Below are 13,563 nucleotides of genomic sequence, written 5' to 3'. Positions count from 1 at the left end.
ATCAACTGAAATTGACTTCCCCTAGCTAAAGCTATTGGTTTGTCGAGTCCATTTATCCAAGCTCCCTTGTTTAGTCCTAGACATCAGAGCTACCCCAACTCCAGGCTAAGTTGCACAAAGGGCTGATTTTGATCCTCCACTCTGGGGGCATTCTGTAATTTTTGCCAGTAATCCGCCATCCATTGTTCTGAACTGCCGGGACATTGGCGATCACCTTGGAGCCAAGCTTGGAAGACCTTTTCCCGGCCATCCTGGGGGCAGGTGATTTGATAAATTCGCACCCGCTTTTTCTGCACAGTTTGGGTGCGGACTAATTTAATGCCAAAGCCCAGTTTTTCTAGGAAGCGACGCACAATGGTGATGGGACTGGCATTTTTGGCCAAACCAATGCCCACCACCGTTTTGATGTCATCCCGGTTCGCTAAAGCTAATTTACCCAACGCAATTAAATCCTCATCCAGGGCACACAATTCCCGTTGGGGATGGCCGAGGAGAATAGGAATACCGATGATGTCGTAGGTGCCGATGATTGCCCCTAACTGGGAGCCATTAAAGTCCGGCAGAAAGAGACTACCCTGTCCTTGATCCAATAGTAAACGGGCAATTTTGGCATCCCGATCGCCTAGGAATGGTCTTCCCACAGTGAGGAAGTAATGCCAACGCAGTTTTTGATACCAATTTTGGTCATCTTTTTGCACCAGGTCGGCCGTCACAGGGATGCCGTAGCGTTGGGCCAGTTCATGGCGGCGTAACCTTTGGCGTTCCCGGCCATTTTTCACTAGCCTTTTCTTTAATTGTTGATATTCCGGCTCCGTTAACGGTTGAGCGTCGGCGATCGCCTGGCAGTCAGCGAGATAATTTTGTGTTCGCACCGCTTCAATGGCCTGTTGCAGGGGCTGAGGGGCGACCGTACTGAGGGGATGGTCTGGGTCACTGGCGGGGGTTGGAAGGGAAGGTAAAGCCGGGGGCGGCCCCAATAACTGATGCCCTTCCTGGTGTAACAGCCCAAGAATGGATTCCCGGTAATTAACCATGGCCAGGTTAATGCGCACCGCCATTTTGGCCCAACAAAGCAAAGATTCCGCCTGGAAACCCGTGTCTAAGTCGTCTAAATTATCCAAGTCAGACTGTTGCAGTAAGCGGATATTGACCTCCGTTAAGCGATGACCGGCAGTGAGGAATTTGCTAATGGCCGTAGCTCCATTGCCCACTTGGTTAAAGCCATAGCTAGCGGCCCAGAGATAACGGGGAATATTTTGGCGGATGCGGCCGAGGGATTGGCAAACGGAAGTGGCGGTTTGGATGCCCTGGGCAATACCCCAAACAGAGGTGAAATGGTTCTGCAGGTCAATGCTGACCCCGGTTTCCACTGCGGGACTGCTGAGCACAATGTCATAGTCTGCCAACACCTGATTGAGGTTAGTTAAACTGCCATGGGCTGGATGGTGGGGATCGGAGAGGGATTCGGCGTCAATGCGTAAAATACGGCGATCGGGAAACTGTTTTTTCAGGTAGGCTTCCAGGTTGCGGGTGCCCCAGGCGCTGGTGAGCTTTTGGGCAGATAAACAAACGAACGGTTTACCCCCTTCCCGAATATGGTGTAACAGTTGTTTGACCAGTTGCTTGGGATCGTTTTCGCCAAAGTGATAAATGGGCCAAGCCTCTTCTGCCCCCGGTTGCCAATGGTTACGGATCACATAGGGTTGGAGGGGAATACCGCTCAAACTGATCAAATAATCGAGGGAAACATCGGTTAAATCAGCATCGGCCACATAAATTTGTCCTTCTCCTTCTAGGCTATGTTGCAGTAGTTGCTTGAGGTTCCGCAAAATAGCCACCCGCTGACGACGGCAGGTGTCGGAATTAAGTCCGTGCCAGAGCACTTGCTCCACTTCGTCGATAATAATCAGGCAATCTTGCCACTGTTCCGGGTCAAACTGGGCTTGGGAGTGGCCATGGAGGGAGTCGATGCATAGACCAAAACCCCTTTGGCGAGCCAGGGGAGAAGAGGGTAAATCCCCCACGTAGGGCAATTGAAAACGGTGACAGAGTTCTTGTACTAAACGAATGCGGTGGCCAATTACCAGCACTGGCCTGTGTTCTGCCTGGGCCTGGCGGACAATGCGGGCCAGAAATTCGGTTTTGCCTGTGCCCTTCGGCGATCGCAGGGCAATTAATTTTTCCGTAGCGGGAATGGTCAGGGGCGGTAAATAGCGAGCTTCCACTTCCACGCCCCGGTTATGAGTGAGGCGATTGAGCCGGTGGGCTTTCCAAATTTCCAGGGGCAGAGCTTTACTAGCCAACTGTTGCAGATAATCACTGCCCTGGTTAGCAATCACATCATCGATCCCCTTACCAAGGTGGTGCTCCCATTGCAGAACTTTGACTTCACAGCCCTGACGACTGAACAGATAGCCCAACCGTTGAATGGCTAAATTCACCTGCTGGATGGTTTTGGGTTTACTGTCTTGGTCGAAGGCAATCAGAATTTGCCTGCCGGGAGTGGCTAATTTACCCAGGGCCGGAATTAGTTGGCATTTGCCGATGCGTTGCCCTTGCTCATCCCTAGGAGTGCGGTAACCGTTGTGGACTCCCGGTAAGGCGATCGCCCCGTAGCCGGCCGTGAGCAGAGCCCCGGCCTTTTTTGCGCCTTCTGTGATCACCAAGGGAATTTCTGGATGGCCCATTAACCATTGCCAAAAGCCTAAATCCGGCTGGTCTGGATCTTGATCCTCCGTTGTCAGGGTTACCCCTGCTTTAGTGGCAATCCTTTCCCAAAGATGAAGGGGCACCCGCAGGGCAAAAATTCCTGTGGGGGTTTTGGGGGGATGCTCATATTTAATAGTTTTACTGCTTTCCCCATCTTGCCTCGGGCGATCGGGTTTAAAACACCCCCATAGATCTTTCTCCCCGGACAATAAATCGATGCCAGAACACCACCAGCCCCCCGCGGCGATGTGGGCATAACGTTTCAACAGACCATCACTAACCCGGCCATCATTACGACGTTGGATGGCATCGGCATAAAGCAGATGTTGGGCGGGGGCATCCCCCAGCAGGGGAGTAACATTAAGACGGGTCAGTTGGTCATCTACACAACTTTGCCGCCATTCTTGCAAGTGATTCATTCTGCCATCGGTCTTGCCGGAACAAGACTCCATATCTAGTGTGCGGGGAGTCTTATTGTAGGGGCAAAACGCTAAATGTGGTAGCAGCTAAAATGTTCAAATTCTGGCGATTTACCCCCACTGACGGCATAGATCTCGATTTGTTTCTGCGGCACTTAATCTTAGTCCAGTTTTCGCCCCGGCGATCGTCTAATTGGGTTTAGACCTGGAAGGAAAACCGTGTACAGTTAAACAAAGGTTTTGGTATCAAAATTATGGCAAGCTTTACCGTTACGAATCTTAACGATTCTGGTTCTGGTTCCCTACGACAAGCAATTTTAGATGCCAACCTCAGCCCTGGCGCTGACGTAATTAGCTTTGCTGTCACTGGCTCGATTAACCTGCTTTCGGCCCTGCCGGACATTATCGATACTTTAACCATAGACGGCACCACCGCCCCAGGTTTCGACGGCAGCCCCCTAGTCGCAATTAATTTCAACAATAATCCTGGAATTAAATTTACTAATTTCAATGGCAATAGTGCTGCGGGGTCCCAACTCCTTGGTCTAGCGGTTATCAATAGTAGTACTAATGGAATTACCGTTGAAGTTGATAACATCACCATCCAAGGTAACTATATTGGCGTCGATTTAGATGGCCAGACCGCCAGGGGAAACCAGGGAGATGGCATTTTTCTCGGTACTCAAACGAGCCAACATCTGATTGGGACCACCAGCAGTGCTAGCGGTCAGTTTCAGCTTTCCAATGTCATTTCCGGCAACCAAGGCAATGGTATCCGTTTGGCTGGTTCGTCTAATAACCGCATCTCGATGAACTACATCGGGACAGACGTAACTGGACAGGTTCAATTGGGCAATGGACTCAATGGTATTTTAGTTACCCAAGGATCTCGTGATAACCTCATTGGCGGCTTTGAAACCGGGGGCAATAACCCCGTGGATGCAGGGCCTTTTGGGGATGGCAGCCCCGTTCAATTTGTGGTTCCTCCCCAGGGAAATTTAATTTCTGGCAATGCAGGCAACGGCGTTTTAATTGACCAACAATCGGAATCTAACACTTTAGCAGGGAACTTCATTGGCACTGTGGCTGATGGTAATTCTGCCTTAGGGAATGGGGAAGATGGGGTCGCCATTAATGAAGCTGACAACAACTTTTTGTTAGGAACAACTGTAAGTCAAAATCCTTTTGTTTTCTACAACGTTGTCAGTGGTAATGGTGGTAATGGTCTGCGGGTAACTAATGCCGATAACATTACTATCCATGCCAATTTTTTGGGGGTTGGCGCTAATAATGCCACCATTGTTAGTAATGGTTTAAACGGGTTGATGGTGGAGGGAAATTCTACCAATACCACCCTAGGGGGAGTGATTCCCCTGGGCAATGTAATTGCAGGTAATACCCTCAACGGCGTAGAAGTTAAGGATGAAGTTACTGGCTTTATTTCCTTCAATACTTTTGGTGGTTTATTTGCTTTCAGTACTGCGGCACCAAACGGTCAAGATGGGATTTTGGTTACTTCTACCGGTGGGAATAATACCATCCGCACCAATGTATTTTCTGGTAATACTGGCAATGGCATTCACCTCACAGGGAACGCTACCGGGGTAACTATTGATCCTAATGTTGTGGGAGCTAGTACCTTTGGTGATAGTGCATTGCCCAATGGAGGCCATGGTGTTTTACTCAGTGGTAATGCTAACAATAATATTATTGGTGGCTTTGAAAATCAAACTCCTTCCGTTATCCCGCGCAATTTATTTTCTGCCAATGGTGGTTTTGGTTTAGTCATTGCTGACCAAGCCCATGACAATACTGTGATCAATTCCCAAATGGGAGGAGGATTTAATACTGATCTTCCCCTCGGTAATGGTTTGGGAGGAATGTTAATTACTGACCAAGCTTTTAACAATATTGTCGGTGGTTTTCCCACTGCCGGAGTGTCCGATGACCCCCAGGCGATCGCCAAGAATAATAATGGCTCTGGTTTTGTCCTCAATACAACAGGGGTCGGCAACCAATTAATCAGTAACCTAGCGGAAAATAACGATGGCGGCGGATTTACTGTGATCGGCAGTAATGGCAACACATTGGTCGGGAACGAATCCCAAACTAATGACGGTTACGGCTACAGTTTTCTCAATAGCCCTGGGGTCGACAACACATTTAATGACAACAAGGGAGTAAATAATAATTTAGGTGAAACCCAAATTGCCAATGGCTGGATTAACGGTTTAGTCAGTCAAGCAGTGGGAACCAATAGTTTTTCCCTAACCCAAACTACCGATTTAACTGTGGCCCGTACTGATAGTGCCGGGGGCACTTTTACCTTTGGCTTAACCAACGGCACTGTTAGTCTCACTGTTCTCAGTGATGCCCAAGCTAGTAGCGCCAATGTTTTGACGGTGGACAAAGTGTACTCCGATGATCCGAGCAGTAATTGGTTCACTTCTGAAGGGCAGGCCTTTGGTACCACGGCAGCGCAATCCATTGACACTGGCACCTGGACTCCCTTTGCCCAGGACAGTGGCGGTAATCAATTAGCTTTGAACGGTTTGGTGGTGGAAGGGAACAATGCCACAGCCACCTTTGCTGGGGGAGTAACTGCTAGTTTCAGTTTACCCAATACGGGCACTAATACTAATTTTGCCGGGCAATCGGCGCCCCTCACTGTCCGTCGTCTGGCTGGCAATGAAAATGGACTGGCTTTCTATCGCACTGACGATTTAACTGGGGCAGTCAACGGCCTTTTGCCGGGGCAGAGTGGTTACTTAGCCGCCGCTTTTACCCGGGCCCAAAACGAAGGTTTAGTGTTCTCGGCGGCCCAATTGCCAGCTTTTCAGGGCACCCAGGGCTTTGCCTTAGGACTCGACTCCACTGCCAACTATGGTGTTCTCTTATTACCCCAGGACAACATTAACGCCGCCTTTAGTTCCTATTCCACTGCCAATCCAGGAGGAGCGGCTCAATTCCAAACCTTTGGCAGTATTGGGGGGAGACTCACCATTGGCATTGAAGATATTGCCGTTAACTCTGGCTTGTCAGACCGGGATTATAACGACCTTATTTTGACCATCGCCGCTGGTAATATTGGTGGCATTTAAGTCTGGGATAGGGGGTGATGAGAAATAAAGCTCACTGTCGTAGGGGGGAGCAAAGTAAATCTGGTCAAAACTCTGCCTTTTTAAGGTTGGCAATAATTTCAAAATATCTCCCCGTACTACAGAGATATAGCCAATCACAACCTTCAACGCCCCCCGCCAAATGTCAGACAGTGCCATGGAAACTTTGCGAATGGTGGGTTGGATTTCTTGCCCCGGCAGGGTTTTAATCGGACGATCGCCAAAGATACGCAGGGGGTGGACTACCGACGGTTATGTGAAATAATGGGCGGCAAATGGAAAGTAGTTTAAATTTGAATACGGTTCAGTGACCATGGTAAATTTTACTGTTACAAATCTTAATGATTCTGGCGCTGGTTCCCTACGACAGGCGATTTTAGATGCGAACCTCAACCCTGGCAATGATGTTATTAGCTTTGCTGTCACCGGCTCCATTAATCTACTGTCAGATCTACCGGAAATTATTGATAATGTCACCATAGACGGCACCACCGCCCCTGGTTTTGATGGCCGTCCCCTGGTGGCGATCAATTTCAACAACAACACCGGTTTTAAATTTACCAGTTCAGGGGGGAATAGTGCCGCTGGTTCCCAAGTTTTAGGCTTGGCGATCTTTGGCAGTAGTACTAATGGAATTACCGTTGAAGTTGATAACATCATTATCCAGGGTAACTATATTGGTGTCGATTTAGATGGCCAGACCGCCAGGGGAAACCAGGGAGATGGCATTTTTCTCGGTACTCAAACGAGCCAACATTTGATTGGTACTACCAGCAGTGCTAGCGGTCAGTTTCAGCTTTCCAATGTTATTTCCGGAAACCAAGGCAATGGTATCCGTTTGGCTGGTTCGTCTAATAACCGCATCTCGATGAATTACATCGGGACAGATGTAACTGGGCAAATCAAATTAGGCAATGGCCTCAACGGCATTTTAGTTACCCAAGGCTCTCGTGATAACTTCATTGGTGGTTTTGAAACCGGGGGCAATAATCCCGTGGATGCGGGGCCTTTTGGAGATGGGAGCCCAGTTAAATTCGTTGTTCCTCCCCAGGGTAATTTAATTTCTGGCAATACGGGCAACGGTGTTTTAATTGACCAACAATCGGAATTTAACACCCTAGCGGGGAACTTCATTGGCACTGTGGCTGATGGTAATTCTGCATTAGGTAATGGAGCTGATGGCGTCGCCATTAATGAAGCTGACAACAACTTTTTGTTAGGAACAACTGTAAGTCAAAATCCTTTTGTTTTCTACAACGTTGTCAGTGGTAATGGCGGTAACGGTCTGCGTTTAACCAATGCTGATAATACTATCGTCCATGCCAACTTTTTTGGCGCTGGAGCTAATAACGCCACCATTGTTAGCAATGGTTTAAACGGTGTGATGGTGGAGGGAACTTCCCGCGATACTCGTTTCGGGAGCATAATTCCCCTGGGTAATGTAACTTCCGGTAATACCCTCAACGGCGTGGAAGTAAAAGACGAAGTTACCGGGTTTACCTCTTTCAATACCTTCAGTGGCCTATTTGCTTTTAGTACTATTGCTCCAAACGGTCAAGACGGCATTTTAATTACTTCCACCGGGGGCAATAATACCCTGCGAACCAATGCGTTTTCCGGTAATGTTCGCCATGGGATTCATCTTACGGGGAACGCTACGGGAGTAACAATTGATCCGAATATTGCTGGCACTAGTACTTTTGGCGACAGTCCATTACCCAACGGTGGCCATGGTGTTTTGATCGGTGGCAATGCTAACAACAACTTCATTGGTGGTTTTCAAAGCCAAACCCCTTCTGCCCTCCCCATTAATCTTTTTTCCGCCAATAAGGGTTACGGCTTAGTCATTGCTGATCGAGCTCATAATAATACTGTTATTAATTCACAAATAGGAGGAGGATTTAATACTGATTTACCTCTTGGCAATGGTTTAGGAGGTTTGTTAATTACAGATCAAGCTTTCAACAATATTATTGGAGGTGCACCCAGCCCAGAGTTGCCCGATAATGATCCCCAGGTAATCGCCATAAATAATAATGGCTTTGGTTTTACCGTCAACACAACAGGCACCGGCAACCAATTAATTAATAATTTTTCCCAAGGCAATGACAGCGACGGATTCGCCATTGTCGGCAGTGGGGGTAACAATTTAACCGGGAATGAATCCCAAACCAACCAGGGCTATGGCTACAGCTTTCTCAATAGTCCTTCCACAAACAACACATTTAATAATAATCAAGGGGTAGATAATAATTTAGGCGAAACCCAAATTGCCAATGGCTGGATTAATGGTTTAGTCAGTCAAGCAGTGGGAGCCAATAGTTTTTCCTTAACCCAAACTACCGATTTAACTGTGGCCCGTACCGATAGCGCCGGGGGCACTTTTACCTTTGGCTTAACCAACGGCACTGTTAGTCTCACTGTGCTTAGTGATGCCCAAGCTAGTAGCGCCAATGTTTTGACGGTGGACAAAGTGTACTCCGATGATCCGAGCAGTAATTGGTTCACTTCTGAAGGGCAGGCCTTTGGTACCACGGCAGTGCAATCCATTGATACTGGCACCTGGACTCCCTTTGCCCAGGATAGTAGCGGTAACCAATTGGCCTTGGCCAGCTTATCAGTGGAAGGAAATAATGCCACAGCCACCTTTGCTGGGGGCATAACTGCTAGTTTCAGTTTACCCAACACGGGCACTAATACTAATTTTGCCGGGCAATCGGCGCCCCTCACTGTCCGTCGTCTGGCGGGCAATGAAAACGGACTGGCTTTCTATCGCACTGACGATTTAACTGGGGCAGTCAATGGCCTTTTGCCGGGACAAAGTGGTTACTTAGCCGCCGCTTTTACCCAAGCCCAAAATGAAGGTTTAGTATTCTCGGCGGCCCAATTGCCAGCTTTTCAAGGCACCCAGGGCTTTGCCTTAGGACTCGACTCCACTGCCAACTATGGTGTTCTCTTATTGCCCCAGGACAACATTAACGCCGCCTTTAGTTCCTATTCCGCTGCCAATCCAGGAGGAGCGGCTCAATTCCAAACCTTTGGCAGTATGGGGGGCAGGCTCACCATTGGCATTGAAGATATCGCCGTCAATTCCGGCTTGTCAGACCGGGATTACAATGACTTAATTTTGACTTTGGCCGCTGATAATATTGGCGTAATTTAGCGGGAGCCAACCTGAAAGAAGGCCTGGCCAGTCTCAATTTTTGGGGCACTCTTGCAATATCAATCTGTTGAGGATGCTCGTTTAAAATACCGATCGCCAGGCCTCTACAATTTGTGATTCTAAGTCAGCAATTTGCCCAGAGTTATCCAGCACCATATCCGCTTGGGCAATTTTTTCCGCTAAAGGCATCTGACTAGCAATGCGGGCCAAAGCCTGTGCCTCTGTCAAACCATTGCGCTGAATTAATCTTTCTATTTGCTGTGCCGGGCCACAGGTAACTACCCAAATTTCTGTCACCCAATGCGTTAACTGGGCTTCAAACAATAGAGGGATACTCAATACCACCGTTTGCTTCTGTTCTAATTGGGCTAGGGCGGACTGAAAACATTGTTTAACAAAGGGATGAATTTGGGATTCCAGCCATTGTTTTTCCTGGGTATTATTGAAAATAATTTCCCCCAGGGCTTGCCGATTTAATTGTCCCCGTTGATCGACAATTTCCGGGCCGTAACGCCTGGCGATCGCCAAGAGAATCCCAGAACCAGATGCCACTGCTTGGCGGGCATAAAGGTCGGCGTCAAGGATGGAAACGCCATACTTTTGGTTTAAAAAGTCTGAGACGGTACTTTTTCCCGTGGCAATGCCCCCTGTCAAACCGATTAATCGTTGTCGAGGGGGCTTGGTATCCATGGATAAAGTATGAGTTTTTACTGGTTAACTTCCTGGTCTGAAACTGGAAGACAAAGAGAATTAATTAACCAAAAACCGTTTGGGGCTGTTGCTCAGCCAAGAATTTTTCGTGGACAATAGCCCGAAATGTATCCAAGTCAGATTGCCACGCCTCAATGTACTGTCTGGCCACGTTGACCCGTTCTTGGGGATTGGGATTGTTCAAGCTGTAGTTAAAATTACCGGCAAACAACAACGCACTCACCGCCTGGCGATCGGGAATCTGCAAGGTCGCCTGATTAACTTTAAGGTTAAATTGACAGCCTTCCAAAAGATAGGTGAATTCCACCGCCGCCTGCACAGGGGCCTTGCCCAAATCTTGCCAGGAACCGGATGCCAGTAGAGTACCAGTGATGAACTTCCGGGCACCGTCGTTTTGATCCGGCAGGGGAATTAAACATTTGGGGGTTACCACCACACCGTTATATTGGGCATTGGGTAATTTTTCGACAAAGGCACTGGCGACTTTACCCACGGTTATCACTTCCGCCGTTTTATCGTTCATCCCTTCTAAAAACGTCAGGGAACGGGGCTGGGCGACAATGCTGAGTCCATTCTTAAACACCAATTGGGAGCCAGCTTTACTCACCACCGGCTGTTGGTTCAACTCCCATTCGTTGGGCACAATGCCACTGAACTTCAAAAATTGTTCATTGACTAGGCTGGGGTCTAACTCCTTGACAGCAATGCTAATGGAAATTTCCAGGATTTCATTGGGGAGGGTGACAGGTTCTTGGGAAGTGGGAATCACAGTGGACATTAATTTTGCTCGACAATTACCGGACTTACAAAGAAATTGGCCAGGGTCCAATGGATAGAACCCCAGCCAAAACAATAATAGATATTAGGAAGAAACAGAAGTAGTGGAGCGCTTGCGACTACGACGGTAAACCTTGGTGGCGCTGACCGGCTGGCCGCTAGGCTCGGCAGTGGTAACCACTTTTTTCTCCGGTTTGACTTTCACTTTCGGTTCTGGAGTTTTAGTAAGAACCACTTTTTTACGGGGTGTTGGAGTGCTAGAAGCAACACTGACGCTTTGGGGTACCTGATCCAATTCGATGGGGGTGTCAGTTTGTAACATCAACAAGACCATGGGACTACTTTGCAGTTCCCGTTTGATTAGTCGTTGCAGGCTGGACTCCAATTCTTTTTGCAAAGCATTCCAACTAACCTCCGTGGAGCCGTTGGAACCATGGGTGAACTCTGACCACCGCTCTGTCAGGAAATTTTCGATGGTACGCACAATCAGTTCTTCCAGCAAATTAGGCTGAATGGTCATCACCACGCCCCGGCAATGGACTTCCGGATAGGCTAACAATGTACCAGTTTTGCTCAGGGCCGCCGCCACTGTCACCAAACCGTCTTCGGCCATTTGTTGCCGCTCCGCCATGGTGCTTTCGTGGACAATCCCCGCCTGATCCACCAATTCAATGCCGGAAGGCACTTGTCCCGCCACCCGGATCCGATCGCCGGTCAGTTCAATTACATCACCATTATTGACAATGACAATGTTTTCACTGGGAATGCCCTGGGCTTGGGCCATCTGGGAGTGTTTGACCAACATACGGTGTTCCCCATGCACAGGCACAAAGAACTTGGGTCGGGTGAGGGCCAGCAACATTTTGTGTTCTTCCTGGGAAGCATGACCAGAAACGTGGATGCCCTGGTGCTTACCGTAAATTACATTGGCCCCCTGCATCATCAGGCGATCAATGGTGTTGACCACCGCAATGGTATTACCGGGGATGGGATTGGCCGAAAAGACCACCGTGTCCCCCTGGCGAATTTTAATTTGGGGATGTTCACCCTTGGAAATTCGAGTCATGGCCGCAAGGGGTTCCCCCTGGGAGCCGGTGGTTAAAATTAACTGTTGTTGGTCAGGTAAATTGCGGGCCGCCTTCAAGGGCACAAATAAATTGTCTGGGCATTTGATGTAACCCAACTTACGGGCATGGGCAATGACATTGAGCATCGACCGTCCCACCACAGCCACTTTCCGCTGATGTTTTTGGGCCAAGCTGAGAATAATATTGACCCGGTGCACCGAAGAAGCAAAGGTGGTCACCATCAAACGACCTTCCGCCTGGGAGAAAACCCGGTCTAGGTTGGGAATAACGGAGGCTTCGGAGGGGGTGATACCCGGCACTTCCGCATTGGTGGAGTCGCTCAGTAAACAAAGCACGCCTTTTTCGCCATATTCCGCTACCTTTTGCAGGTCAAAAAATTCGCCATCAATGGGGGTATGGTCAATTTTAAAATCTCCACTGTGCATCACTACCCCCAGGGGCGTGTGGATGGCCAAACAGTAACTGTCGGCAATGGAGTGGGTATTGCGGATAAACTCCACCACAAAGGATTTACCCAAACGCACCATTTCCCGGGGGGAGACGGTTTGCAAATTGGTGCGCTCCAGCATGCCCGCTTCCTCCAGTTTGTCCCGTAGTAGGGCCATGGCTAGCCTGGGGCCGTAGATAATGGGAATGTCAAACTGCTTGAGGTGATAGGCAATGCCACCAATGTGGTCTTCGTGGCCGTGGGTAACCACCATGCCCTTGATCTTCTCGCGATTTTCCCTCAAATAGGTCATATCGGGCAGTACAACATTGACGCCATGCATGTCATCGGTGGGAAAAGCGAGCCCAGCATCGAGCAGTAAAATTTCATCGTCGTACTCAAAGACGCAGGTGTTTTTGCCAATTTCGTGCAGGCCACCAAGGGGAAGAATTTTAAGGGTAGGGGTTTGGGTATTTTTAGCCATAGTGTAAATAAAAAAACGTTGTAATTTAGCTAGGGAAAATCAACAGTTGCGGCACAACTTGAAGAAATCAAAGAAAAAACTGAGGCTTGAGTAGAGCAAAAGTGGGGCTAAGTGACCAGCAAATGACCGATGCAATTCAATCTTTGGGTTAGTATTCCACCTTATTTCTTGGGGAATAGGGATGGGCAGAATCGAATTTTGGCAACGTCCCAGGGAGTGAATGTATTTGTGGTCTCTGAAGCCATTGGGGAGAGAGCAAACTCTAGTGATGGAGAGCGGCAAGGAATACTGATTGGGAAAAACTTAGCTCATCCTGGACTCGGAAACTGTCGAACATTGGAAGAAGACGCTGAAGCCGGTAGCTAATCGGTGTAATGAACTAGCTTGCATAGAGGATGGATTATCTATTCAGGTTTGGACGGAATTGAAAAACTTACTTCGCTCTTAAGTTCATGCCATTCTAGCACATACTCTCCAGATAAGTACCTATGCTGAGAAAAAAATAGAGAAATTATCAACATTGGGTTGGGTTTTAGCAATGGGGGTGATGGTAATTGATCAAAAATTATTGTGGTCCGTCATTGACATCCTCTGACTGCCATGACCAAGGTCAAGTTTCCCCTTCATCCAGTCTATTTTCCTCCGGTTGACCCAACAGCTATCCCG

Annotated in this window: 6 protein-coding genes; 2 read left to right on the top strand and 4 right to left on the bottom strand. The window is 48.5% G+C overall.

Annotation, left to right across the window (positions count from 1 at the left end; translation table 11 throughout):
• Nucleotides 1-89: 89 nt before the first annotated feature.
• A complete protein-coding gene (locus H6G45_RS00370; RefSeq protein WP_190595516.1) occupies nt 90-3,161 on the bottom strand; it encodes a plasmid replication protein, CyRepA1 family in 3,072 nt (1,023 codons plus the stop codon).
• 221 nt (nt 3,162-3,382) lie between these two features.
• Here H6G45_RS00370 and H6G45_RS00365 point away from each other — a divergent pair, with 221 nt between their 5' ends.
• Together H6G45_RS00365 and H6G45_RS00360 are read left to right on the top strand one after the other, a co-directional pair.
• A complete protein-coding gene (locus H6G45_RS00365; protein ID WP_190595513.1) occupies nt 3,383-6,229 on the top strand; it encodes a right-handed parallel beta-helix repeat-containing protein in 2,847 nt (948 codons plus the stop codon).
• 331 nt (nt 6,230-6,560) lie between these two features.
• Nucleotides 6,561-9,410 (top strand): right-handed parallel beta-helix repeat-containing protein, encoded by a 2,850-nt coding sequence (locus tag H6G45_RS00360; RefSeq protein ID WP_190595511.1) that lies wholly within the window; start codon nt 6,561-6,563, stop codon nt 9,408-9,410.
• Nucleotides 9,411-9,491: 81 nt separating this feature from the next.
• Here the strand turns inward: H6G45_RS00360 and coaE are convergent, their stop codons facing one another.
• The 3 genes from coaE to H6G45_RS00345 form a co-directional block, all read right to left on the bottom strand.
• Nucleotides 9,492-10,100, bottom strand: a complete 609-nt coding sequence (gene coaE / locus H6G45_RS00355; protein WP_190595509.1) for a dephospho-CoA kinase — start codon at nt 10,098-10,100, stop codon at nt 9,492-9,494.
• 64 nt (nt 10,101-10,164) lie between these two features.
• A complete protein-coding gene (locus H6G45_RS00350; protein ID WP_190595507.1) occupies nt 10,165-10,899 on the bottom strand; it encodes a hypothetical protein in 735 nt (244 codons plus the stop codon).
• Between the two features lie 84 nt (nt 10,900-10,983).
• Complete coding sequence (locus H6G45_RS00345) at nt 10,984-12,897, bottom strand: ribonuclease J (protein WP_190595505.1); 1,914 nt, start codon at nt 12,895-12,897, stop codon at nt 10,984-10,986.
• Nucleotides 12,898-13,563 lie beyond the last annotated feature (666 nt).

This window comes from Synechocystis sp. FACHB-383 (assembly GCF_014698605.1).
Taxonomy (GTDB): domain Bacteria; phylum Cyanobacteriota; class Cyanobacteriia; order Cyanobacteriales; family Microcystaceae; genus Synechocystis; species Synechocystis salina.
This window is presented reverse-complemented; position numbering and strand designations above follow the sequence as displayed.

Bases quoted from the DNA above. Each gene is read 5' to 3' on its own strand.
- H6G45_RS00350 (WP_190595507.1), bottom strand. From the start codon at position 10,899: ATGTCCACTGTGATTCCCACTTCCCAAGAACCTGTCACCCTCCCCAAT.
- H6G45_RS00365 (WP_190595513.1), top strand. From the start codon at position 3,383: ATGGCAAGCTTTACCGTTACGAATCTTAACGATTCTGGTTCTGGTTCC.
- coaE (WP_190595509.1), bottom strand. From the start codon at position 10,100: ATGGATACCAAGCCCCCTCGACAACGATTAATCGGTTTGACAGGGGGC.
- H6G45_RS00370 (WP_190595516.1), bottom strand. From the start codon at position 3,161: ATGGAGTCTTGTTCCGGCAAGACCGATGGCAGAATGAATCACTTGCAA.
- H6G45_RS00345 (WP_190595505.1), bottom strand. From the start codon at position 12,897: ATGGCTAAAAATACCCAAACCCCTACCCTTAAAATTCTTCCCCTTGGT.
- H6G45_RS00360 (WP_190595511.1), top strand. From the start codon at position 6,561: ATGGTAAATTTTACTGTTACAAATCTTAATGATTCTGGCGCTGGTTCC.